Genomic DNA, 24,032 nt, shown 5'->3' with positions numbered 1-24,032 from the left:
GAAAATAGTGCGAGCACGTTAAGTTAAGGACTGGTCTTAATAAAGAAATATCCAGGCCACTCCTCGCTTGAACGCGAGGCCTACATTCAGTCGTGGAAAGGTAATACGTGCAAAACGTAGTTCTTATGGTTCACGTCCTGGCGGCAATTCTGCTGCTTGGACCGGTGACTGTCGCAATTTCGATGTTCCCGAAGCTCGCGCTTGCAGCCCGCGGCGGAGAGGCTGGAACGGTCGGCGCCGCGCGCACCATGCACGCCATTTCGCGCACCTACGGCATGTGGTCGCTGCTCGTGCCGCTGCTCGGCTTCGGTGTCATGTTCACCGATGTGTCGACCTACATGAAGTCCGGGGCAATGCACGCCGCAATTCTGCTGGCTATCATCGCCTGGGCACTGTTGTTCTTCCTGGTCATTCCGCGTCAGCGTCTGATGATGGCCGGCCTCGGCATCGCTGACGAAGACGAGGATGCTGACGATCCGGAGTTCATCGAGCGTCGCAAGAAGGCTGAAGAGCTCGACTGGGACAAGCAGAAGGGCCAGCTGGCTATGTTCTCCGGCATCTTCTCCCTGCTGTGGGTTGTCGCCGGCATCCTGATGTTCTTCATCTAGAGCTCACGCTCAGACACAATAAAACTGCCGGTGCGTCTGTACGTTTCGGCCCGACTAATCGGGTTTGAAAGTACATGCGTACCGGCAGTTTTTTATTTTCTAGGTCAGCGCCAAGGGCGGTCGTCGGTTGTCGCCTGACGACGACCACCCAGCTCACCTCACCTAGCAGGTTTAGCGGCGTCCGCCTCGGTAACCACCGCGACGGTCATCACGGTCACCACGGTAGCCACCGCGACCGCGACCGCCACCACGACGGTCATCGCGACCGCGACCACGGCCACCGAAATCGTCACCGTCATCGAAGTTTCCACGGTAGCCGCCACGGCCGCGGCCACCACCACGGCGGTCGTCGCGACCGCGACCACCACGGTATCCTCCGCGACCGCGGCCGCCATCACGACGATCGCCACGGTAGCCACCACGGCCACCGCGGTAGTCATCGCTGTCGTCGACCGAGGTGCCGTCGTCAAGCTTCAGCCCAATGAGCTGGCCGGAGATGCGAGTATCGGAGAGGTTGTTGATGACTTCTTGCGGCAGGTTGGCCGGCAGTTCGACCAGTGTGTGGTCGCCACGGATGTCGATGTGTCCGAAGTCCTTGGAGGACAGGCCACCCTCGTTGGCGATGGCGCCGACGATGGCACCCGGGCGGACGTGCTGGCGACGACCGACGCTGATGCGGTAGGTTGCGGTGCCTTCGCGGTCGAATTCGACCAGGTCAGCGCGCTTGCCCTGACCGCGCTCACCGCGGGAGCGACCATCGCGGCCACGGTTGCGGTCGCGGTCGAAACGATCACGGTCACGGTCGTTACGACGGCCACGCGGCGGCTCCTTCATTAGGAAGTCGCCCGACTGTGCCTGCGCAGCGATAGCGGCGGCGATATCAACCAGTGGGGTGTCGTGCTCTTCTGCGTACTCCTCGATGAGCTCACGGAAGACCGGAACCTGCGAATCAGCAAGCGCCTCGGTCAAGTCATCAGCGAACTTCTGCTTGCGAGAGTCGTTGACCTCATCGACGGTCGGCAGCTTCATCTCGTGCAGCTGCGACTTGGTTGCACGCTCGATCGAGCGCAGCAGGCGTCCCTCACGCGGGGTGACAAAGAGCAGCGCCTCGCCGGAGCGGCCAGCGCGGCCGGTACGACCGATGCGGTGGACGTAGGACTCGGTGTCGTGCGGAATGTCGTAGTTGACCACGTGGGAAATGCGGTCAACGTCCAGGCCACGAGCAGCCACATCGGTTGCCACCAGGATGTCCAGGCGGCCGTCCTTGAGCTGATCAATCGTGCGCTCACGGAGAGTCTGCGGGATGTCGCCGTTGATGGCAGCAGCGGAGAATCCGCGGGCACGCAGCTTCTCGGCGAGCTCCTCGGTCTCGTGCTTGGTGCGCACGAACATGATCATCGCTTCGAATTCCTCGACTTCGAGGATGCGGGTCAGCGCGTCCAGCTTGTTGCGGTGGCTGACCATCAGGAAGCGCTGGCGAATGTTGTCCGCAGTGCGAGTCTGGGACTTGACGGTAATCTCTTCCGGCTCCGTCAGGTACTGCTTGGACAGGCGACGAATCGCAGCCGGCATGGTAGCCGAGAACAGCGCGACCTGCTTGTCATCCGGGGTGTCGGCAAGAATGCGCTCGACATCCTCCTGGAAGCCCATCTGCAGCATCTCATCGGCCTCGTCCAGCACCAGGAAACGCAGGTCGGAAATGTCCAGCGAGCCCTTCTCCAGGTGGTCGATGACACGACCAGGCGTGCCGACGATAATCTGCGCACCTCGGCGCAGACCCGACAGCTGCACTCCATAGGACTGACCACCGTAGATTGGCAGGACCTGAATCTTGCCCAGGTGATCAGCAAACGACTGGAAGGAGTCCGCAACCTGCAGCGCCAGCTCACGGGTCGGAGCAAGCACCAGAGCCTGTGGTGCACGGACGGAGCGATCAATGCGAGCCAGAATCGGCAGCGCAAACGCCGCGGTCTTACCGGTACCAGTCTGAGCCAGGCCGACGACGTCGCGGCCGCTCATCAGAGTCGGGATAGTTGCAGCCTGAATTGGGGACGGAGTCTCAAACCCAACCTTGCGAACTGCATTGACAATGTCATCCGGCAGCTCAAGCTCATCGAAGCCGACGGTGTCGTCGCCGTTGTCGTCTTTGTTCTTTTCGGCCTTCTTCTCGGCCTTTTCCTTGACCTCAGCCTTTTCGGTCTTTTCCTCAGCGGCCTTCTCTTCGACCACCGGTGCTTCCTCGGCCACTACATCCTCGGCCTTCACAATTGCGTCCTCGCGGTTTTCGCGCTGATCCTCGCGGTTTTCCTCGACGCTGCCATTCATTTCATTATTAGCCATTTGGGGCTCTTCCTGGGCCTTTTCGCCCGCACACTCAATATTCAACAGTTGATTACTCACAGTTGGGTCGCACATACATGACCCGCCCAATTTACGTTCTTGTTTTTCAGTGCTCTCACGTCGGAATTGCGATGACATCGCTTCTCTTGCACATACTTCGAAAAATTGCGCCCAAACCCAATTCAGCTTTTACTTCCGAGGAGGGGCGCCCATCATGCACTATGCACTTTCAAGCGTTTCACCAGCGAATTTATACCGCTGCCAGATTCTCTGCGACATTGTCGTCAGGATTTCACACCGATTGCCCAGACTACGCCACCGTCGGTCAAAAAACCATTTCCTGTCCGCAAGGTCACGACACTAGACGGACGATTTCTTGGACGAGGCCCGGCGCTGGGGCCGTCGTCAAGCGAGCGCATTGCACCCACTTCGGGGTGCCTACTTTGTAATTTCCTAGGGTGAGCTGGCTAACATTTTCCCTACAAGTTTGTACACATATCAGCTATTTTCCGCCGTGGAACACCCACCGTTCGGCGGATTTTTGCAATTTCGCAACGCATAAGCCCAAGGTCGCTAGAGAATGTCCAGCTATAACAACGCACCAGAAACGCAGCCGTCTTCGCCCCGGCAGTCCCCGCTAAAACCACATTCTCCCGAGGAGATTTCTGGGAATGGCAGGCAGGAAAATAAGGCACCGTCGAAGCTCTCGGCAATGATTGAAGTTCTCGGGTTTCCGGGCTTTATTTTGGCGGGTTCGGCGCTGGCATTCTTCTTCCCCGCCCCGTTTACTCCGCTGACGGATTACATCACGTACTTCCTGATGATCATCATGTTCGCGATGGGCCTCACCCTGACCATCCCGGACTTTAAGCAGGTCGCTAAGCGCCCGTTGGCGATTCTCTTCGGCGTTATTGCGCAGTTTGTCATCATGCCGCTGCTGGCGATTGCCGTGGCTAAAGTCCTCGGACTCAACCCGGCACTCGCTGTTGGTCTGCTCATGCTGGGCTCTGTTCCGGGCGGCACTTCGTCGAATGTCATCGCATACCTGTCGCGTGGCGATGTCGCGCTGTCCGTCGCCATGACCAGTGTGTCGACACTGGTCTCGCCGATTATGACGCCGTTTCTTATGCTCGTGCTTGCCGACGCGCACACGGAGGTCGACGGCCTCGGGATGGCCTGGAGCCTCTGTCAGACAGTCCTCCTGCCAGTGATTGGCGGTCTGATTATCCGCTTTGTGGCCGATACCTTTATTAACAAGATCCTCCCAATCCTGCCGTGGATTTCTATTCTCGGTATCGGTGGCGTGGTCTTCGGTGCCGTGGCCAAGAACGCTGAGAGCCTGGCGAACATTGGCCTGATTGTGTTTGTGGCTGTGATCATCCACAACGTTCTGGGCTACGTGCTCGGCTTCTTTGCAGGCCAGCTGGTGGGGATGCCGACTGCGGGCAAGCGCACGGTGGCCGTGGAGGTCGGCACACAGTCCGCTGGCCTGTCCTCCGGTATGGCAGCGAAGTTCTTTACCCCGGAGGCAGCGCTTCCCGGCGCGGTGGCCGCTGTGGTGCATAACATTACTGGCGCTATCTACGTGGCTATTTGCCGAAAGCTCGATGAAGGCAAGGAAACTAGCAAATCCGCTTCTGCTTAAGCTGTTTTCGCTTCGGCTTCTTTGGCTCCGCTGTTCGACGAGTGGGCTGGTAGAGTCTCTCGCCCGAAGATCCAGCCCACCATTGCGACCAGCGAAATGACACCGCAAACAAAGAAACCGGCCTTGAACCCTGCGGCATCCACAATTGCGCCGACAATCAGCGGGCCAGAGATCGCTCCGAAGTCCTGAGCCATCTGGAAATTGGCCAGCACCTTTCCACCTTGGCGGTTGGCGCCGATGACGTCGGCAAGCACGGCCTGCTGCGATGGATTGATCATGCCAGCGCCGAAGCCCGCGAGGACGGAGAGAATCAGTAGCGGAATGGCGCCGCTGCTAAAACCGATAGCGCCAGTGAATACGCCGTTGATAAACAGGCCTGTGATGAGCAGTGGACGACGGCCAATGCGGTCGGAGAGACGGCCGGAAAACTGCAGTGCCGTAACATTGCCGAGCGCGAAGGCCGTCAGCGCGAAACCAGCTGTGGCAGTGGCGGCTACTGCCCCATCGCTGCCTGGTTCTGGGGCGCCGACATGGGAAAACGTTGCCGCGGCGAACAGCGGGACAATCGCGACACGCACGCCGAAGTTCGACCAACCGTTGGCGAAGGCTCCGACTAGTGCGCTTCGATATGCCGAGTCACGGATTGCCTCGGAGAACTTCAGCACCGGGGTCGTGCGCTTGGGCACTACGTGGCGAAGATGCTCCGCACTCAGCGACATACCGACCACAATCGTTGCCACAATCAGCGCGCCACCGTAAATGAAAAACGGCACCCTCATGCCCCATGCGCCCATCGCAGCACCAATAATTGGTCCAAAGACATTGCCCAACAGGAAGGCTGTGCCGTAGGCAGCCGAGCTCTTACCGCGGATCTCCGGCGGTGAAATCCGCACAATCAGCCCCATTGCCGAGACCGTAAACATCGTCGAACCGATGCCTCCGAGCGCACGAAACGCCAGCAGTTGCCAATATGTCTGCGCAACACCAACAAGCAAAGTCGAGAACGCGACGATACTGATGCCGGTTAGGTACGTGCGTCGATATCCGAGCTTCTCTACCAGTGAGCCCGATGCCGGCGCGAAGATTAGCCGGAAAATGGAGAACGAACTGACCACGAAGCTGGCCGCGAACACCCCCACATCGAAGCTGCGCGCGTACTGCGGCAAGATCGGTGCAATCAGACCGAAGCCCAGCGCAATGATGAACGCAGCGCTGACCAGAATCCAAATCTCTCGCGGAATCGGCTGTTTAGTCCCGTCTAATTCACCCTGCCGAGGATCCAGACCTTGTGGTTTGCTTCCCACCTCCGATGCGATATCCGGCTGAGATTCGCACTTTGCTTTACGACGAAGCAGGTCGCGCGAACGGGAAGCTGACAAGGTAACGGTCCTTTCTACTGTGCAAAAGAGAGAATAAGAAGCCCAAGAGTTCACCATAGCCCGATCTGCAAACAGTGACGATTACTAGAATGAGGCGCAATGACAGAACGCGGAGTTGAGATGAAAAAACGAATCGAAGTTGTAGGTGCCGTTCTTACCTACGAAGGAAAAATCTTCGCCGCCCAACGCGGCCCAGGTCGCTCGATGGAAAACTATTGGGAATTTCCCGGTGGAAAGATCGAAGAAGGCGAGTCCCCTCGTGAGGCTCTAGCCCGTGAACTAAGAGAAGAGCTAAAACTTGACGCTGAGATTGGGAACCACATTCTCACTGTCGACCATGAGTATGACTTCGCCGTTATCTCACTTGCGACATACTTTTGTTCCGTTTCTTCTCCCGAAATCAAGCTAACGGAGCACACTGAATATCGTTGGTTAGAACCGTCCGAGCTTTATTCCGTTGATTGGGCGCCAGCGGACATCCCTACAGTCGACATTCTTGTAAACGAACAGTAATCAATACAAGCGACGCAGCGCGCATTTAGTATGCTAAAACAATGATGAATTCCCTGGTCGGAGACCTACGCTACGGCTTCATCGATAAAAACACCGTTGCCGACAAAAAATACAATCCCCGACTCATTCGCAACGACGAGTCGGCCACTATGTACAATGCGCTCCGCGAGGAGCTACGCACCGCTACGAGTTTCATATTTTCAGTAGCATTTATTTCTCCGGCCGCTCTTGCCATGCTGAAGGAGGATCTCCTTCAGTTTTCTGGCCCAATGACGATCATCACGTCGAACTACCTTGATTTCAATTCACCATCGATGTTCAGAGAACTACTCGAAATTGAGGGACTGAACGTCTACATCTACCCCGAAGATCATCACCGGGGTTTTCATCCAAAGGGATACCTCTTTTACAAGGAGGTTGAGCTTTCAGCCATCGTCGGCAGCGCAAATTTGACGCAAAAGGCGCTCCAGGAAAACGAAGAGTGGAATCTGCACTTTTCCAGTCACCAGAATGGTGATATCACATTCCAAATTGAGACTGCCATTGATATGCAACGTAGCCGTTGCATCCCACTAACTCATCAATGGGTCGATGAGTACGAACAAAACCGCGTACCTCCAGTTTCGAAAAACACGCACACAAAGTTGCTGCCCGAGGGCCCAGTTATCGCCAATCAAATGCAGCAGGTAGCGCTGTCGAATATCGCTGACTTGAGGCAGTCAGGCGAGCGGAAAGGCCTCATAATTTCCGCTACCGGCACGGGGAAGACGATCCTTGCTGCACTAGCAGTTAAAGAAGCACAGGCCAAGCGGGTCTTGTTCGTTGCCCACCGGGAACAGATTCTGGAAAAGACTAAGAGTGAGTTCCAAAAGGTACTTGCCTACTCCGGTTCTGAGCTTACGGACGCCGACTTTGGACTCTTGGTTGGTGGGAAAAGAGAAACTGATGCACGATACCTTTTTGCCTCAGTTCAATCCTTGTATTCCCAATCGACTTACAAAACCTTTTCTCCAGATGCCTTTGACTTCATCATTATTGATGAGGTTCATCGTGGCGCTGCTAATTCCTACAAGCCAGTTTTTGCATACTTCAACAGTGAGTTTGTCCTCGGCTTGACCGCAACTCCCGAGCGTCCAGATTCAGGGGACATCTTTCGCCTCTTTGATTTCAACGTTCCTTACGAAATCCGACTGCAAGCCGCTCTTGAAGCCGACATGCTCGCACCATTCCATTATTTCGGTGTCACCGATTTTGATGATGGAGTTCGAGCGATCGGTGATAAGACTGCATCCATCGATGCTCTCGTCGCTGAAGATCGTATCGACTATCTCCTGGAGAAGCTCCGTGTCTACGGGTTTCCTGAGAGAGTTAAGGGGCTCATATTTTGCAGTCGGAAAGACGAAGCGAAAGCGCTATCGGAGCAGCTTAACCAAAAGCAGCTCTTTGGCCGGCAGCTACGGACGAAGGTGCTTCTAGGTGAAGACTCAATCTCGACACGAAATGCTGTCGTTGCGGAGTTATCTGCAGGCGAACTCGACTACATCATCACCGTTGATATTTTCAACGAGGGCATCGACATTCCGGCAGTAAATCAAGTAGTGATGCTGCGCGGCACCGAATCAAACATCATTTTTACCCAACAGCTGGGCCGTGGCCTTCGCAAAGCCCCAGGAAAAGACCATCTCCGAGTAATTGATTTCATTGGAAACTACAAGAACAATTACATGATCCCGATGGCTCTTTTCGGAGATTCATCTAGAAATAAGTCGAAGCTCAAGAGCAAAGTCGTTGATCCCTCCAATATCCCATCGGGCTCTACTGTGAGCTTTGATGAAATTGCCAAGGAGAAGATCCTTAAAGCCATCGATACAGCCTCGGTGGACACGATTGCTGAATTTAAAAAGGATATTCAACTTCTCCAGTACCGACTGAATCGTGTACCACGACTAATGGATTTTGCTCGATTCAACCTCGTTGACCCTACAGTGATCTCCACCAGGCGTACCAAGAATTATTGGGAACTCCTACACCAGGTGGACAAAGCAGCAACAGGACCAACGGATAAGCAGAGTGAATACTTGAAGTTTTTGTCCCGCGAGCTACTTCCCGGAAAGCAACCCCAAGAGTTACTTCTACTTGACCAGCTTATTAAGCATGGTTCCATCACACGTGAAGAGTTTTCAGAATTACTCGACACAAGGGCTGTTTCTCACAGCGAGCTGGATCTCTCTGTTGTCGAACGAGTACTCAACCTCGAGTTTTACCCGAAGCGGGCCTACGAAGAAATTAGATTGGTCCGGTACGATGACGAAACCTCACGTTACAGTCTGACTGAGGAATTTTTGACTTTATACAACAAGTGGGATTCGTCATATCCAAACAGCTTTCGAGAGCATGTGGATGACATCATTCAAACTGGTCTTTTCCTGTCCCGCGAAAATGATTATTTCACGGGTGTACTTCGCCGCAATCAACGCTATTCCAGAAAGGATGTTTCTCGTCTTTTGAGGCTTCGGTCGGATCAATCAGGCACGCTAAATGGCTATAAGATTGATTCCCACTCGCAGACGATTCCAATCTTTGTAAACTACCGAAAGCACAAGGGGCTTGCTCCTCGCATCGCATACGAGGATGAATTCATTGACCATTCGACGATGCGTTGGTTTACACGTTCAAATAGGACGCTAAAGAGTCAGGAAGTCCAGAGCATCATCCAACATAAATTCCCTATCCATTTGTTTGTACGCAGGGATGATTTACCAGATGAAGGATTCACCTACCTTGGCGAAGCCACTCCAAGTGATCCCCAGCAAGCAAAAATGAAGGGGGTTAAGGGGAAAGACTCGAATGTTGTCACAATGAAGCTTCACCTTGAACATCCCGTTCCCGACACATTCTTCGAGTACCTTCACGCAAAGCCGATTGACTAACGAAAGCCAAACCCCTACCCCGCCACTGTGGCGGAATAGGGGGTTGAACGGAGCGTCGTAAAGCGAACGCCCTATCTACGAGACTGCGGTGACCTGATTAGAACAGGCTCGGCAGGTTCGCCTGCGAGGAAATGTTGCTGACAGACTGCGTTGCCTGAGCGGTCGCACCCGACAGCTCCGGAATCGGCAGCTCCGGGAGAGACGGACTCTCCGAGATGATGTCGGCAATCTCCGGCGGGACCTCGACGCCCTCTGGGAGCAGCTCGCCAATCGGGCCCAGCTCCGGCTCTTCCTGTGGGACGTGCTGCTTGGTGTACTGGGAGTCCTCGTCAATCGTGCGGAACTCGGACTGCGGTTCAGTGGAGGTCTCTACCTTGAAGCGCTCGTTGACCTGGCCGTCCGGGATGTCGTACTGCTCTTCAAGAGCAACGTCAATCGGCTGGAAGCGACTCAGCGGGCCGATGCCCATGGAGTTAACGCCAATGGCCTCGCGAGTCTCCGGGTTGAAAGCGTTTCCGCCCGAATCGCCGTGGTCAATCGGAGCGATAGCCCAGACACCATTGCGGACTCGGAAGACCTGGAAGCCGCAGCCACGGCCGGTACGGGAACCGTCGGTGCACACGGGCTCACCGAGGTTGTCGAAGGAAATCTCCATCGGCTCGAGAGTGCGCTTGTCCTCGATACCGACGATCTGAACCGGCTCGCCGTGGACGTTGCCGAACTCATCAACAGAGTGGGACATAGAGGTGGTCTTGATGTCGTCCTGAACCTCAATGATGCCGTAGTCACCGCTATTGAAGAGGTCGTTGAAGAACTCCGGCATAGTGGTGTTTTCGTCGAAGTCACCCTCTTCCGGCATGACATCGGTGCCCATGTAGTCCTTGTTGACCAGCTTGTCGCCATCCTTGGTTGGGATGAAGAACTGGCCGGTGACCTCTTCGCCGGTTTCAGTATCCTTCGCCACAACACAGTGGCCGGCAGTCATGATGACACGATGCGAAACGCCATTCTGATCCACAACGGTGCCAGGAACTCCCAGAGAGCACATCGGGGACTGAACATGACGTCCATCGATGTTCTTGCTGCTCGGGAACGGCATTCGCAACGGCGAGCCCGGGCCGATGACAACATCCGAATTTGCCGGTGCAGCCTCAGCTACCGCGATTCCGGGCACAAAGCCACCTGCAGCTACCGACAGTGCAGCCGTAAGTGTGGCGACCTTCTTCGAACTGACCATAGTGTGCGCTACTCCATTTCTGTACAGAAAACTTGTCCCTCTCAGTGTATTAGGGACACCTTTACAAAGCTCTCCAAAAATGGAACCTAGGGTGAAATTCTCAGTCGAGGAACCGTTCATTCGCCTTCACGGCACGCGCATTACGCATCAAAAAGTTTGTTCAACAGCAATGCAAGAGCCAGAACCATCCGCCTTGGATGATTCTGGCTCTCTTAACGGTTCGGGGGTGATTTTTGTCAGATTCTCAGACTGGTGCTAGCCCTCAAAGCTTGGAAGCTGAATTTCTGCCAACTGAGGCAGCTCAAACGGCTGTGACGATTGTGGCAATTGGGGCGATTGTGGCAGCTCAGGCAGTTGCGGCGACTGCGGCAACTGGTCCACAAGATCAGTTAACTGCGGTACAGAACCTTCCTGAGAACCCTGCGAATTCTGCGTCCGGGCGTACTCCTGATCCGCCGCCATATCCTCGTTGAGGGTGCGATAGGTGGAGTCGCGCTGAGCCGTGGAATCCGATACCTCGAAGTGGTCGTTTACTTGACCGTCGGGAATGCCGTAGGCCTCCTGGATGGCAATATCCGCGGGCATCACACGCGAGACCGGACCGAAGGTCATCGAATTCACGCCAATAACTTCATTTGTGGTCGGATCGTAGGCATTTCCGCCCGAGTCACCGTGGTCAACGCCGATACCAACCGTCCAAATGCCGTTTCGAGCCCGGAATACCTGATAGCCACAGGCACGTCCGGTACGCATGCCGTCCTTACAGATAGGTTTGCCAAAATTATCGAAGGAGACCTCGCCACGCGGCAGATCTTCATTGTCTTGAATGCCAGTCATCGCTACAGGCTCCCCGTAGCTCTGACCATTTTCATCGATGGAGTAACTTGCGCCGGTAGTTTCTACGTCTGGATCAAGGTTGATTACTCCATAGTCTGCACCATTAAAGGCCGCCGGCAACGACTCCAGTCCGGCATCTTCCTGCGGCACTTCCCAACGGTGAGCACCTGTCGTACCAATGCGCTTATCGCCTTCGGCGGTTGGCACATACACCTCACCGGTAACGATTGGCAGACCCACATCCGGAGCATCATTCACACAGTGCCCTGCGGTCAACATGACCCGATGCTTTTCCCCATTGCGGTCCGTCACCGCTCCCGGAACACCCGCCGAACACATCGGCGAGTTGACATTTCGGTGCCCATCCCACGGGCTTCCCTCCATGGGAGTTCGAATCGGGTCACCCGGACCAACCACGACAGCATGTGCCGCGACCGGGGCTGCTAAGGACAAAAGTGCTGCGAAAGCCGATACCGCCATTCGACTTCTTGCGTGCTTCATTGAGACGAATCTTTCAAATTTTTAGTTTTCCTTTAGGACCATCCCCCACACTAATCCACCACCCCACCCCAGAAATAGCGTTTTCTCAGACTCTTGGACTTTTACAAAAGTCGTTATCGAATCGTTTCCACAACCCCACATGTCCCTGCAATAACACCAGGCACCTAGCCAATTGACTACCCCCACTTGGGTAGCCAATTGATGCTAAACATATCTCGAACATTAGTTCTATATGTTCGAAAATGCGAGTCCGGGGTGTTCGATAACTTGTGAGCCATGAACACAGCAGACGAGTTTCCCATTCATCGCCGCCTAGCTCTTCCCCCACTATCCGCTACCTACCGTGCAGAATGTTTCGAAGACCTCGACCTCATCCGCACAATCCTCTGCCACCCCACCATCGCCCGTAGGCATTCGCCCGGCGCGCTAGATCACACCTTTTCGCTTCCCGACGGGCCTGTGGTCACCGTCCGCGCGTCGCGGATAGCGCTTCCTCGCGCACTGGTCTCTCAGCTTGCCGACGTGCACGCGGAATACTTCATCCTGAAGGATGAGCCCATGTTCATGTACTCCGTTTCCGTCAAGGTGGCATCCTCATCGGAGGTAGTCCTCCGCGGAATTGGCGGTTCGAATCGGACGCGGGAAGAAAACCGCCGACGTACTCGGGCTGTGGCTGAGGCTCTCCATCGTGCGCAGGACTGCAGCAAGATACACGAAAACGGCACTGACCTCGCACTCCCCGGGCGCCGTTATAGCTGGATTGGCACCAGGGGCGCGCGGCCACTGCCGTGTCCTAACGAGCTCTTTTCTTCTCGCCCATCAGCGGCTTAGCACTGGTCACAGTGCTGCCACAGTACGGCTACTCGCTGTCGTCGCCTTCTTCGTCGTCCTCGTCGTCATAGTCGCCATCGTCATAGAGGTCATCATCGTCGTCATCGTCATCATCATCCCCGTCCAAGGAGGCAACGTGATCAGAGTAGATATACTCCGCGTACCCGTCATCGACGGGTGCCAGCTGATCTTCCCATTCCTCTGCGCGGTCTACCACGAGCGCAAGGACATCCATCAGCTTGTCAAAGTCCTTGAAGGTGCCCAGCGTCAGAACCTCATTGCGCAAGGTCTGGATGTCAGAGTAGAGGTCAGCGAACATCTTGCGACGGTCATCATCGGTGAGAACCGTTTCGGTGTCCGAGTCCCAGAACTCTGCGATGGCCTGGTCGACAATGTCGTCCAAGTTCGCGTCCTGGGAGATGAAGCGGACGTGTGCGCTGGGCTCGTTGTTGTGGGCAGTTACCAAAACCTGGACCAACGAGGAGGTACCAACTTCGGAGGTGACCAAGGTTGCCTCTTCGGGGTCCTGTTCAAACTCCAGGTCAGCAATGCGGTCATCATCACCATCGAGCAGAGTGCGCAGCAGGCCAACAACCTGGTCAGTAGCTACATGGTGGGCGACTGCCGCGACGGCGTCTTCGACGGAGAATACAGCGGAGACCAGAACAGCTTCGAACTCGTCGTCCTCATCATCCACATCGGCAGCGGCTACGTAAACTTCGGCAGCCGGGATGTCCTCATCAATGGTGACGAACTGAACCTCCAGGTCAGAGGTAATGGGAACGAAGAGGGTGTCATCGTTGACACGGCTTTCAATGCCCTCGCGGTCCAGTGCCGCAGCAATCTGCTCGAAAAAGCTCATGGGTGGAATCCTCCCTTGAAAGATAATTGGCCTCTACCCGCAGCCAATCGTAGCGACAAACGCGCAATCATGGGGTGGCTCATGCCCCCGGCAATTGCTGCGAAAGATCGCGCCGGCAGCGTGCGTGCTGCTGCAAAGCCGCCAACACGGTCGGTTGAGGAGCAGGCCGCCAGCTGTCGATTCTCGAAAACAGAGCGCTCAGTAGCGTGCCCAGAGTTGATGGCGTTCCTCACGAGAACGTTTTGGACAGGAGACACACAGATCGGCATCTGGGCTGTGATAAATCATGCAGCAAGTAGCCCTCTCCAGGTGAGTAACTACATCGAAGTCCGGTTCTTCTCCCGATTCAGCAGCGGCTTCATCCCAGGGGCGCACCTCGCCTCCGCAGGAATCCATGAAACGAGGAAGAGGGACCCGATGTACTCGCTGTATTCCCTCAACGACATGTTTGCCAATAAGCGCTCCACGCCAGGGCTCCATCAGCTCATTACCGGCGGATATTGCGGCGTTAGCTACGGCATCGGCAGCCACGGCCCAAAGAGGGGCAGGCTTGATTTCCCCGACTTCTCCAACAACCTGAGCCAACGGCTCCAAGAAATGAGCCAGTGCTTCGCCGGAATCCTTCAGCTCATCCGCATCCTCAGCGGAAATGCTTTCAAACTGTTGAGCTTGGAACCCAACCCAATAGTCATCTCGAAGAAATGTGAGCCAAGAAGACCACTGCCACACTGGAACTCGATCGGACACCAACACGCATGCCAGCGATGGCCCTACCAATGCTCCGCACATGGACCACCACCACAACTGGGCCTGGAAACGGGTATCCACCTCAACCTCGGGCATGGGAAACAGCTTTCTCCCAGCCTCAATTCCGGCGGCTACAGCTTCGGTAGAAAGGTGCCACTCCGCAGCGCCGTCGTGAGGCGTGACATCTGCGGAAAACCGAGGAAAGTCCGCCAAAAGCTGGGAGTACTCGGGAGGCAATGCGGCACCCCGCGTGACATCGTTCACCAGTCTCATCCTTCTATCGACTGTGTTAATCGCCGTACACCTGTCTATTTTTCCACCGACTACGGAATTTCCCCACAGCTCAGTAGTGTTTATATGGGCATATGGCTCTCAACGGACCCGTTTAGGAGGTCTACTACTTTGTTCCAAAAGACGAAGAAGGATTCAACTCGCACAGTAACTGATGCGGTGAACTCAACCCCCGAAGCGATCGAACGTGATGCCGGAAAACTGGGAACCCTTCTTATCCAAACCCTGGATAAGACCATGAGCTGGCAGTCGTCTGCCATCACCGGGTACGTCAGTTCCCTGCACAAGCGCAAAAAAGATGAAACTCCGGCGCAGGTACAAGAACGTATTGATTCCCACTACCTCAACCTGGTCACCGGCACCGGTGGTGCCGCCGGCGGCAGTGCGGTTCTTCCCGGCGTCGGCATGATTACGGGCTTGGCTGCGGTTACCGGTGAATCGCTGCTGTTCCTGGAAGCATCAGCCTGGTACACACTGGCCTCAGCAACCCTGCGCAATATTGACATCACCGATCCGCAACGCCGTCGCACGCTGATTCTTGCGGCCATGAGCGGCTCTGAGGGGACAGCTATTATGGCCTCTCTGCTTGGCGAGGAATCGCTGCGGAAGCAGACCAAAACTTCCGTAAATTCTCTACTGCCACGGCTTGGCGTTCCGCAGCTGGGTGCAGCAAACCGCCTGCTGATTCGCGAGGCACGCAAGCGCTTGATGAAGAACGCTCGCCTGGCCATCATCGGTAAGATTTTGCCATTTGGAATTGGCGCCGTGGTTGGGGCCTCCGCCAACCGCAAGCTCGGTGGCATTCTTATCAGCTCCACTCGCGCATCTCTGGGCCCGCTTCCCCAGGATTGGTCGGACTTTGAACGAAAGCTACCGGCTAAATCCAACACCTCGGAGGACTCGAAGAAGGACTCAAAGTCATCGAGGTTCTCTATTCCCTCGGCGCTGAAGTGGCCGAAGAAAAAGAAGAATAAGTAGTTCCTCTTACCCCGATTACCCTTCAGCGATTTCCCCTTCAGCGACGTTTTTCAATGGAAGAGCGGTACCCACCATGGCCCAGAGCAAACCCCGCAGAACCTCGCCCATGAAGTTCTTGTGGAAACAGTCTCTTCACAGGCCACTACCGCTCTATGGCGTCATAGCCGCAGCGCTAATCGTTGTCGGGCTGGAGTCCGTACTTCCGCTTCTCACTAGAGATGCCATTGATGTGGCAACGGGCTCTTCCGATGGCGGTGTCCCCGCGCGCCTACTGCCTTCCCTAACTCCCCTGCAGGCAGTCATTTCTGTCTTTCTGGCCATCGCGTTAGTACGCTTCGTCGCCCAGGTGGGGCGCAGATTCTTCTCCGGCAAACTCTCCATTGATGTTCAGCACGACCTGCGACTAAAGATCCTTCGCTCCCTACAAAACCTCGATGGTCCAGCACAAGACCGAGTCAACACAGGCCAGGTTGTATCGCGGTCAATTTCCGACCTCCAGGCAGTGGCCGGACTACTGGCGATGTTGCCGCTGACGCTGGGATCCGTCGTCAAGCTGTTCATCACAATCGGCATCATGCTCGCCCTCTCGCTGCCCCTGACAATGGTCGGCCTCGCCGTCGTGCCAGCGATTATTTACATTGCAGTGAATTCGCGTGACAAACTCCATGCTGCAACCTGGGCTGCCCAACAGCAAGCAGGCGAGATCGCCGGACAAGTCGAGGAAACCGTTTCCGGCATCCGCGTTGTCAAGGCGTTTGCGCAGGGGGACAACGAAGTTGCGAAGATGGAGCGTAACTCGTCGCTGCTCTATTCCCTCCGCCTGCGAGCGGCAAAACTCAGCGCTCGATTCCAACCGGCGCTGCAGTCGTTGCCGCAACTGTCCCTCGTCGGAAATATCGCGGTCGGTGGCTGGCTCGCGATTAACGGACACATCACCCTAGGCACGTTCGTAGCTTTTGCCACGTATCTCACCAGCCTGACTGCCCTGTCGCGTCTGGTCTCCAACATGGTCATCTCGATACAGCTGACGTCGGCAAGCATCGACCGCATTTCCGATGTCATCGACGCCCGACCAGACAACCCCGAACCCACCGACGCGCTCCCCCTCCCCGACGGCCCCGTTGGCATCAGCTTCAACCACGTCACCCACAGCCGTGGCGGACGCACGCTTATCGACGATGTCTCATTCTCCGTCGCGCCAGGGGCGACCTTAGCGTTGATTGGCCCACCGGGGTCCGGAAAGACTATCGCCACGGAGTTACTCGGCCGTCACTATCTGCCGGATTCGGGAACTATCACTATCGATGCGCCCAGCCACGGCACATCCACAGATACCGCGCGCATTCTCTCCAGCGACGTATATGACGCTATTACTGTCGTTCCGGACACTCCTTATCTATTTGCGGGCACGTTGCGTGAGAACATCGCATTCGCCAATCCCGCGGCGTCCCAGGAAGAGATTGTCGCCGCAGCGACAGCCGCGCAGGTCAACTTCGTCGACGACCTGCCTCAGGGGTGGGACACAGCCATCGGCGAGCGCGGGCATAATCTCTCCGGCGGACAAGCTCAACGCGTCGCGTTAGCACGGGCATTCCTCGCCCGTCCTCGGGTTTTGGTTCTCGATGACGCGACCTCAGCAATCGATGCCGCGACAGAGTTGGAAATCTTCAGCGCGCTGACCTCACAGCTGGCGGATACGACTATCGTCATCGTGGCGCATCGATCTTCCACTCTCGAGCAGGCGGACCACATCGCCATTTTCGAAGACGGTGCCATCACTGGCATTGGCACCAAGGCCGAACTGATTGCTTCTCATCCGCGCTTCACCGAGCTGATGGACATCGACCAGAACGCCTACCCCGAAATCGAAAACCTCGTTCTCGACCCCATTGGCAGTGAGGACCCCAGCCCCGAGGAACTCTGGCCCGACGAAACCGCGCCAACCTCCGACAACTCCACGCCAGACACCGCTGCGCGGCTTCCCGGAGGTGCCACTTCTCAAATGAGCCGCGGGGTCGGCCGAGCCGGAGGCGGTCCAGGCGGTCCAGGTGGACCCGGTGGCCCCGGTGGCCCCGGTGGCCGCGGCGGCGGTCGTGGTGGCATGGGGGCGGCTCTCGCCAATGCTCCTGCGACGCCTGAGCTTCTCGAGCGTGTGCGAAACCTCCCACCCGCTACCGAAAAACCGCGTGTGCCCGCTGCGGCACTCGACAACTCCGAGCTTTTTTCTCTACGCCGGCTGCTCTCCTATGTCCGCGGCCTATTTATAAGTGTCATCGCGCTGCTCGCCCTCATTGCCGTTGCCGATCTGGCGTTCCCCATGCTCGTGCGCTACGCCATTGACCACGGCATCAGTGAGCACAATGAGGCCGTGCTGTGGGCCTGCGCCGCAGGTGGCTTGGCGACGGTCCTCATCAGTTGGCTTGCCGTAGCCACAAATGCTGTTATTACTGCGCGCACTGGTGAGCGGCTGCTCTATGCCCTGCGTGTGCGCTGCTACCGTCACCTGCAGTCGCTTGGCATTAACTACTTCGAGGCCAATCGCTCGGGTGCCATCATGACGAGGATGACAACCGACATCGACGCGCTGTCCTCTTTCCTGCAAACGGGACTGGCAGAAGGGGCTATCGCCGCGTTTACTCTGCTCGGTGTCACGGCGCTGTTGCTTGCCACACAGGTGTCACTCGCCGCGGTGGCGTTGGCGTCCCTTCCCATCATTGTGGTGGCCACCCTGGTATTCCGCCGAATCTCCTCGCGCTTATACAAGGCTGCACGCGAGCAGCTCTCCTTGGTCAACGCTGATTTTCAGGAGACCATTGGTGGGCTTCGCGAGATTCAGATGTACCACCGTGTCGCCGATATCGAATCTTCCTTTGCCGAGGAATCCAACAAGTACCGCGCAATCCGTCAGCGAGCGCAGCTGGCCGTGGCTCTATTCTTCCCCGGCATCAACTTCGTCTCTGAGTTGGCAACAGCCGCGGTATTGGCTGTCGGTGCCCAACAGGTTGCTTCGGGAACCACGACGCCCGGCGTACTCGTCGCCTTCACGCTGTACCTAGGAATGCTCTTTGGCCCGATTCAGCAGCTGTCCCATGTTTTCGACGGCTACCAGCAGGCGAAGGTCGGCCTCAATCGCATTGATGACCTCCTACAGACCGCCCCCATGCCAGATCACGGCACTACTGACGGCGCGTCCCGCGCAGCTGCTGGCGACCTGCGCTTAGACAAGGTAACTTTCTCCTACTCCGCCGCCGACTCTGAGCACGAACGCCCGCAGGTTCTCGATGCTCTCGATTTGCAGATTCCTGCCGGAGAAACAGTCGCAATTGTCGGATCCACGGGCGCCGGAAAATCAACAATCATTAAGTTGTTTGCTCGGTTCTACGATCCAGTTGACGGTGTGGTGCGAGCCTCCGAAACTGACATCCGCGACTTCCCTCTTAACGATTGGCGACGCACCCTCGGCTATGTCCCCCAAGAATCACACCTGTTTTCGGGGACAGTAGCAACAAATATTTCCTACGGTCTACCGGACAGCAGTCATGCTGAAATTCAGCAGGCCGCGAAAAACGTCGGTGCCCTCAGCACCATTGCCAGCCTGCCCGGTGGCTTCCACCACCCCGTCGGCCCAGATGGCCGAGGGCTCTCCTCCGGACAGCGTCAGCTCATCGCACTCGCTCGTGCCGAAATGATGCGTCCTGAACTGCTGCTTCTCGACGAAGCCACCGCGACACTCGACCCTGCAACAGAGTCGGCAATCCTTGAAGCCACTGACCGTGCGTCGCGTCAACGCTCGGCAATTATTGTGGCCCACCGCCTGGCTACAGCGGCTCGGGCCAACCGGATTTTGGTACTTGACCACGGGCGTATTGTCGAGGACGGCTCCCATGACGAGCTCCTAGCGGCGGGTGGCCAATACGCAGAGCTTTGGAGCAAGTACCATATGGGGAGCGCGACGGTGTAGTAATTCAGAATTTTCGTTATCCTTGAATGACACTTTGACACTTGCGCTAATTAGAATAAACGTGAGTTAGTAAAACTAAGACGAAAAGAGGCGAGTACCTGCCGTGAGCAGCGACATGAGCTTCGGCCAGAACGAATGGCTGGTCGACGAGATGTACCAGCAATTCCAGAAGGATCCACAATCTGTGGGTCAGGAATGGCGCGAATTCTTCGCAACCCACACCCCGTCCCAAAAGGGCGAGGACCTTTCCAATATGGCAAAGCCAGCAGCAGCCACGAAGGAGGAAGCTAAGGCAACCGGACGTCGTGAATCCAAGGGGGTCGAACCCACTAAGACCCCGAACAAGCCGGCCTCCCCGAAGCCAAAGAAGTCCCCAATGGATGCAGCAGCCAAGGTTTCGGCTGTTGAATCCGGCGAGGAGCCTCTGAAGGGCGTCGCACGGGCTATCGCTAAGAACATGGATGTCTCCCTGGAGATGCCGACCGCTACGTCGGTTCGCGATATGCCGGCACGTCTGATGTTTGAAAACCGCACCCTGGTTAACAATCATCTGGCACGCGCCCGCGGCGGCAAGATCTCCTTCACCCACATCATTGGTTACGCCATGGTGAAGGCTGTCATGCTCCACCCGGACATGAACAACAACTACAAGGTGGTTGACGGCAAGCCAGTTCTGGTTACCCCGGAGCACATTAACCTCGGCCTGGCCATTGATATGCCAGCTAAGGACGGCTCTCGTTCGCTCGTAGTTGCTGCTATCCGCGAGTGTGAAACCCTGACCTTCAAGCAGTTCGTCGACGCCTACGAGGACATCGTCGTTCGTGCTCGCCACGGCAAGCTGACCGGTAAGGACTTCCAGGGCGTCACCATTTCCCTGACCAACCCGGGCGGTATCGGTACTCGCCACTCCGTCCCGCGCCTTACCAAGGGGCAGGGCGCGATTATCGGTGTCGGCTCCATGGATTACCCGGCTGAGTTCGCCGGTGCTTCCGCGGACCGTCTGGCAGAGATGGGCATCGGCAAGCTGGTGACCATCACCTCTACTTACGATCACCGCATTATCCAGGGTGCAGAGTCCGGTGAGTTCCTGCGCACGATGAGCAACCTGCTCGTCGACGACAAGTTCTGGGACCACATCTTCCAGACCATGCGCGTCCCCTACACCCCAATCCGTTGGGCACAGGATCTGCCGAACACGGGTATCGACAAGAACACCCGCGTTATGCGTCTGATTGAGGCCTACCGCTCCCGCGGTCACTTGCTGGCTGATATCGACCCGCTGCGTTCTGACCAGCCGAATGATTCCGCTCCGAACCACGCTGACCTCGATATTGAGGAGCACGGTCTGACCCTGTGGGATCTGGACCGTACCTTCAACGTCGGTGGTTTCGGCGGCAAGGAGACGATGACGCTGCGCGAAGTTCTCTCGCGCCTGCAGAACGCATACTGCCTCAAGGTCGGTTCCGAGTACGCTCACATCCTCGACCGCGAAGAGCGCGAGTGGCTGGAAGAGCGCATTGAGGGCGGCCAGCCAAAGCCGTCCCACGCTGAGCAGAAGTACATTCTGCAGAAGCTGAACGCCGCTGAGGCATTCGAGAACTTCCTGCAGACCAAGTACGTCGGCCAGAAGCGCTTCTCCCTTGAGGGCGCAGAGTCGCTGATTCCGCTGATGGACTCCGCCATTGACACCGCTGCTGGTGCTGGCCTGGATGAGGTCGTCATCGGTATGCCACACCGCGGTCGACTGAATGTGCTCGCAAACATCGTCGGCAAGCCACTGCGCCAGATCTTCACCGAGTTCGAAGGCAACATCGACCCGGCACAGGTCGGCGGTTCTGGTGACGTCAAGTACCACCTGGGTACTACTGGCCGTCACATCCAGATGTTCGGCGAGGGCGAGATTGACGTCACCCTGACTGCGAACCCGTCCCACCTCGAGGCCGTCAACCCGGTCGTTGAGGGTCTTGCTCGTGCACGCCAGGACAAGATCAACAAGGGCGAAGAGGGCTACTCCGTCATGCCGCTGCTGCTGCACGGTGACGCATCCTTCGCCGGCCTGGGCATTGTCCAGGAGACCCTGAACCTCATGTCCCTGCGTGGTTACAAGGTCGGCGGTACCGTCCACATCGTGGTGAACAATCAGATCGGCTTCACCACTTCGCCGGACTCCGGTCGCTCCTCCTACTACGCAACCGACATCGCCAAGGCATACGGCTGCCCGGTCTTCCACGTCAACGGTGACGACCCGGAGGCTGTCGTCTGGGTCGGCCAGCTGGCTGTTGAGTACCGTAACCGCTACGGCAAGGACGTCTTCATCGACCTGGTTTGCTACCGCAAGCGCGGCCACAACGAGGCCGATGACCCGTCCATGACTCAGCCGCTGATGTACAAGGTCATCGACGAAAAGGAAAGCGTCCGCGCTCAGTACACCGAGGACCTGATTGGTCGCGGTGACATTTCCGAGGAAGAGTACGAGGCAGTTCGCCGAGACTTCCACGACCAGATGGAAGCTGTCTTCAACGAGGTCCGCGCAGCACAGGACGCAAAGCCGGGCGAACAGTCCGGTATTGCAGGCTCTCAGCCGCTGCCGCATGGTCTGAAGACCGGCATCGAGAAGGCTGAAATCGTCGAGATTGGTCAGTCTTACGTCAACCTCCCTGAGGGCTTCAAGATTCACCCGCGTGTTGCGCCGGTCGCTAAGAAGCGCGCGGAGATGACTCAGGAAGGTGGCATCGACTGGGGTATGGCCGAGCTGCTGGCAATCGGCTCCTTCACCGGTGCTGGCATCGACGTCCGCTTCGCAGGTGAGGATGTCCGCCGCGGTACCTTTACCTCTCGCCACGCAGTTCTGATTGACTCCGAGGACGGTTCGGAATACAACCCGATCGACGCCTACGGTAAGTCCAAGAACGGTGGTCGCTTCATGATTTACAACTCGGCTCTGACCGAGTACGCAGGCATGGGCTTCGAGTACGGCTACACCCTGGGTAACCCGGACGCAGCAGTGTTCTGGGAAGCACAGTTCGGTGACTTCGCCAACGGCGCTCAGACCACCATTGACCAGTACGTTTCCTCCGGCGAGGCCAAGTGGGGTCAGACCTCCAAGCTGATTCTGCTGCTACCGCACGGCTACGAGGGCATGGGCCCGGACCACTCTTCGGCACGTATCGAGCGCTTCCTGCAGCTCGCAGCCGAGGGCTCCTACACCGTTGCTCAGCCGTCCGAGCCGGCTAACTACTTCCACCTGCTGCGTCGCCACGTCCTGTCCGACCTGCACCGTCCGCTGGTTGTGTTCTCGCCGAAGTCGATGCTGCGCAACAAGATGGCAGCGTCTGCTGTCGAGGACTTCACCAACCCGAACAAGTTCCGCTCGGTCATCGATGACCCGAACTTCGAGTCCAAGGACAAGTCCGGCATCAAGACCCTGCTGCTCTGCTCCGGCAAGATCTACTGGGAGCTGGAGAAGAAGCGTAAGAAGGACAAGCGCGACGATCTTGCAATCGCTCGCCTGGAGATGCTGCACCCGCTGCCGCACAACCGCCTCCGCGACATCTTCGAGTCCTACCCGGATCTTGAGGAAGTCCGCTGGGTTCAGGATGAGCCGGCTAACCAGGGTCCGTGGCCGTTCCTGGCACTGAACCTCCCAGAGGTTCTGCCGGATATGCCGAAGCTGACCCGCGTTTCCCGCCGTGCACAGTCCTCCACCGCAACTGGTGTGGCTAAGGTCCACCAGATTGAGGAGAAGGCTCTGCTGGAAGAGGCTCTCAAGTAGGTCTCATTGACTGGTCTTCGCCAGTTGGCGTGTAAACGCTAAGGGGCTCCAACCGAACGGTTGGAGCCCCTTTCTTGTTGCTTGGGCGATCGTTGCCAGGCATCAAGGGCGAATAGTCAAAAAGCGTGTCCGGTCGGCGTGCCACCGGGTCGGCACCATTTACTACTTAGTCCTCAATGCGAGTTACTGACTACGTTTATGACAAAAATGTCCCGGTAGGTTCAGGCGGTGAATGCATCACCACTTTCGACCAGGAGAAGTAGTGAAGCAAACCCGCCGAACGAAATACAGTGCCATCAAACCGATTGCGCTTCAACACATCGCCAACGGGGCATCAGCAAGCGCAGTTGGACGTGAGTTAGGGATACCCTCACCAACTGTCAGGCGGTGGGCGCGACAAGCCGGAATTGAGATCCAGCACCAATCGCACTACCCGAAGGTCTCGATGATGCATAAGCATCGCGTGATCTACGAGATGCTTATGGCCGGCTCATATAGTGTTGCCGAGATTGCCGCGCAGGCTGGGGTGTGCACAACCACGGTGTATAACCGGCGGGCTAGTTTAACCACTATGAATACCCGCAGTCGGATAACACCTGG

At 56.9% G+C, this 24,032-nt stretch carries 15 protein-coding genes; 9 read left to right on the top strand and 6 right to left on the bottom strand.

Features of this window, described 5'->3' with window-relative positions; genetic code table 11:
• The first annotated feature begins 107 nt into the window (after positions 1–107).
• The gene (locus tag QP982_RS01325) at positions 108–608 is read left to right on the top strand and encodes a hypothetical protein (RefSeq protein ID WP_049172012.1); all 501 of its coding nucleotides are present in this window, start codon (positions 108–110) and stop codon (positions 606–608) included.
• A 171-nt stretch (positions 609–779) separates the two neighbouring features.
• On the opposite strand, the gene QP982_RS01320 is transcribed toward QP982_RS01325, so the two are convergent.
• The gene (locus QP982_RS01320) at positions 780–2,948 is read right to left on the bottom strand and encodes a DEAD/DEAH box helicase (protein WP_070546805.1); all 2,169 of its coding nucleotides are present in this window, start codon (positions 2,946–2,948) and stop codon (positions 780–782) included.
• 712 nt (positions 2,949–3,660) lie between these two features.
• Here QP982_RS01320 and QP982_RS01315 point away from each other — a divergent pair.
• Positions 3,661–4,593, top strand: a complete 933-nt coding sequence (locus tag QP982_RS01315) for a bile acid:sodium symporter family protein (protein ID WP_070862429.1) — start codon at positions 3,661–3,663, stop codon at positions 4,591–4,593.
• Here the strand turns inward: QP982_RS01315 and QP982_RS01310 are convergent.
• Positions 4,590–5,972, bottom strand: a complete 1,383-nt coding sequence (locus tag QP982_RS01310) for an MFS transporter (RefSeq protein ID WP_049172006.1) — start codon at positions 5,970–5,972, stop codon at positions 4,590–4,592. The genes QP982_RS01315 and QP982_RS01310 overlap by 4 nt on opposite strands.
• A gap of 120 nt (positions 5,973–6,092) precedes the next feature.
• Between QP982_RS01310 and QP982_RS01305 the strand changes: the two genes are divergently transcribed.
• On the top strand, positions 6,093–6,485 hold the full coding sequence (locus QP982_RS01305) for a (deoxy)nucleoside triphosphate pyrophosphohydrolase (protein WP_187400138.1): 393 nt from the start codon (positions 6,093–6,095) through the stop codon (positions 6,483–6,485).
• A 41-nt stretch (positions 6,486–6,526) separates the two neighbouring features.
• A complete protein-coding gene (locus tag QP982_RS01300) occupies positions 6,527–9,415 on the top strand; it encodes a DUF3427 domain-containing protein (protein WP_284870103.1) in 2,889 nt (962 codons plus the stop codon).
• Positions 9,416–9,512: 97 nt separating this feature from the next.
• Here the strand turns inward: QP982_RS01300 and QP982_RS01295 are convergent, their stop codons facing one another.
• Together QP982_RS01295 and QP982_RS01290 are read right to left on the bottom strand one after the other, a co-directional pair.
• Positions 9,513–10,652, bottom strand: coding sequence for a trypsin-like serine protease (locus QP982_RS01295; RefSeq protein WP_242451381.1), 1,140 nt, complete (start codon positions 10,650–10,652; stop codon positions 9,513–9,515).
• A 255-nt stretch (positions 10,653–10,907) separates the two neighbouring features.
• Positions 10,908–11,969, bottom strand: coding sequence for a chymotrypsin family serine protease (locus QP982_RS01290; protein ID WP_187404011.1), 1,062 nt, complete (start codon positions 11,967–11,969; stop codon positions 10,908–10,910).
• Between the two features lie 297 nt (positions 11,970–12,266).
• Here QP982_RS01290 and QP982_RS01285 point away from each other — a divergent pair, with 297 nt between their 5' ends.
• Entirely contained in the window at positions 12,267–12,821 is a 555-nt protein-coding gene (locus QP982_RS01285) for a hypothetical protein (RefSeq protein ID WP_070429349.1), read from the top strand.
• 28 nt (positions 12,822–12,849) lie between these two features.
• Here QP982_RS01285 and QP982_RS01280 read toward each other — a convergent pair whose 3' ends face one another.
• On the bottom strand, positions 12,850–13,683 hold the full coding sequence (locus QP982_RS01280; RefSeq protein WP_048732832.1) for a hypothetical protein: 834 nt from the start codon (positions 13,681–13,683) through the stop codon (positions 12,850–12,852).
• Positions 13,684–13,881: 198 nt separating this feature from the next.
• The gene (locus QP982_RS01275) at positions 13,882–14,703 is read right to left on the bottom strand and encodes a (2Fe-2S)-binding protein (protein WP_222865052.1); all 822 of its coding nucleotides are present in this window, start codon (positions 14,701–14,703) and stop codon (positions 13,882–13,884) included.
• A 177-nt stretch (positions 14,704–14,880) separates the two neighbouring features.
• On the opposite strand from QP982_RS01275, the gene QP982_RS01270 reads away from it, so the two are divergent.
• The 4 genes from QP982_RS01270 to QP982_RS01255 form a co-directional block, all read left to right on the top strand.
• On the top strand, positions 14,881–15,699 hold the full coding sequence (locus tag QP982_RS01270) for a hypothetical protein (protein ID WP_224783718.1): 819 nt from the start codon (positions 14,881–14,883) through the stop codon (positions 15,697–15,699).
• Between the two features lie 106 nt (positions 15,700–15,805).
• Positions 15,806–19,660 (top strand): ABC transporter ATP-binding protein, encoded by a 3,855-nt coding sequence (locus tag QP982_RS01265; RefSeq protein WP_284870102.1) that lies wholly within the window; start codon positions 15,806–15,808, stop codon positions 19,658–19,660.
• Positions 19,661–19,763: 103 nt separating this feature from the next.
• Positions 19,764–23,432: a multifunctional oxoglutarate decarboxylase/oxoglutarate dehydrogenase thiamine pyrophosphate-binding subunit/dihydrolipoyllysine-residue succinyltransferase subunit gene (locus tag QP982_RS01260; RefSeq protein ID WP_070866720.1), complete on the top strand. Its 3,669-nt coding sequence runs from the start codon at positions 19,764–19,766 to the stop codon at positions 23,430–23,432.
• Positions 23,433–23,694: 262 nt separating this feature from the next.
• The coding region (locus QP982_RS01255; protein ID WP_284870101.1) for a helix-turn-helix domain-containing protein at positions 23,695–24,032 on the top strand (338 nt) is incomplete at its 3' end.

The organism is Corynebacterium sp. MSK019, assembly GCF_030232425.1.
In the GTDB taxonomy this organism is placed as follows: domain Bacteria; phylum Actinomycetota; class Actinomycetes; order Mycobacteriales; family Mycobacteriaceae; genus Corynebacterium; species Corynebacterium jeikeium_D.
This window is presented reverse-complemented; position numbering and strand designations above follow the sequence as displayed.

Excerpts from the sequence above, each read along its gene's own strand:
- QP982_RS01320 (WP_070546805.1), bottom strand. The coding sequence starts at position 2,948 with ATGGCTAATAATGAAATGAATGGCAGCGTCGAGGAAAACCGCGAGGAT.
- QP982_RS01315 (WP_070862429.1), top strand. The coding sequence starts at position 3,661 with ATGATTGAAGTTCTCGGGTTTCCGGGCTTTATTTTGGCGGGTTCGGCG.
- QP982_RS01305 (WP_187400138.1), top strand. The coding sequence starts at position 6,093 with ATGAAAAAACGAATCGAAGTTGTAGGTGCCGTTCTTACCTACGAAGGA.
- QP982_RS01300 (WP_284870103.1), top strand. The coding sequence starts at position 6,527 with ATGATGAATTCCCTGGTCGGAGACCTACGCTACGGCTTCATCGATAAA.
- QP982_RS01295 (WP_242451381.1), bottom strand. The coding sequence starts at position 10,652 with ATGGTCAGTTCGAAGAAGGTCGCCACACTTACGGCTGCACTGTCGGTA.
- QP982_RS01290 (WP_187404011.1), bottom strand. The coding sequence starts at position 11,969 with ATGGCGGTATCGGCTTTCGCAGCACTTTTGTCCTTAGCAGCCCCGGTC.
- QP982_RS01285 (WP_070429349.1), top strand. The coding sequence starts at position 12,267 with ATGAACACAGCAGACGAGTTTCCCATTCATCGCCGCCTAGCTCTTCCC.
- QP982_RS01280 (WP_048732832.1), bottom strand. The coding sequence starts at position 13,683 with ATGAGCTTTTTCGAGCAGATTGCTGCGGCACTGGACCGCGAGGGCATT.
- QP982_RS01275 (WP_222865052.1), bottom strand. The coding sequence starts at position 14,703 with ATGAGACTGGTGAACGATGTCACGCGGGGTGCCGCATTGCCTCCCGAG.
- QP982_RS01265 (WP_284870102.1), top strand. The coding sequence starts at position 15,806 with ATGAAGTTCTTGTGGAAACAGTCTCTTCACAGGCCACTACCGCTCTAT.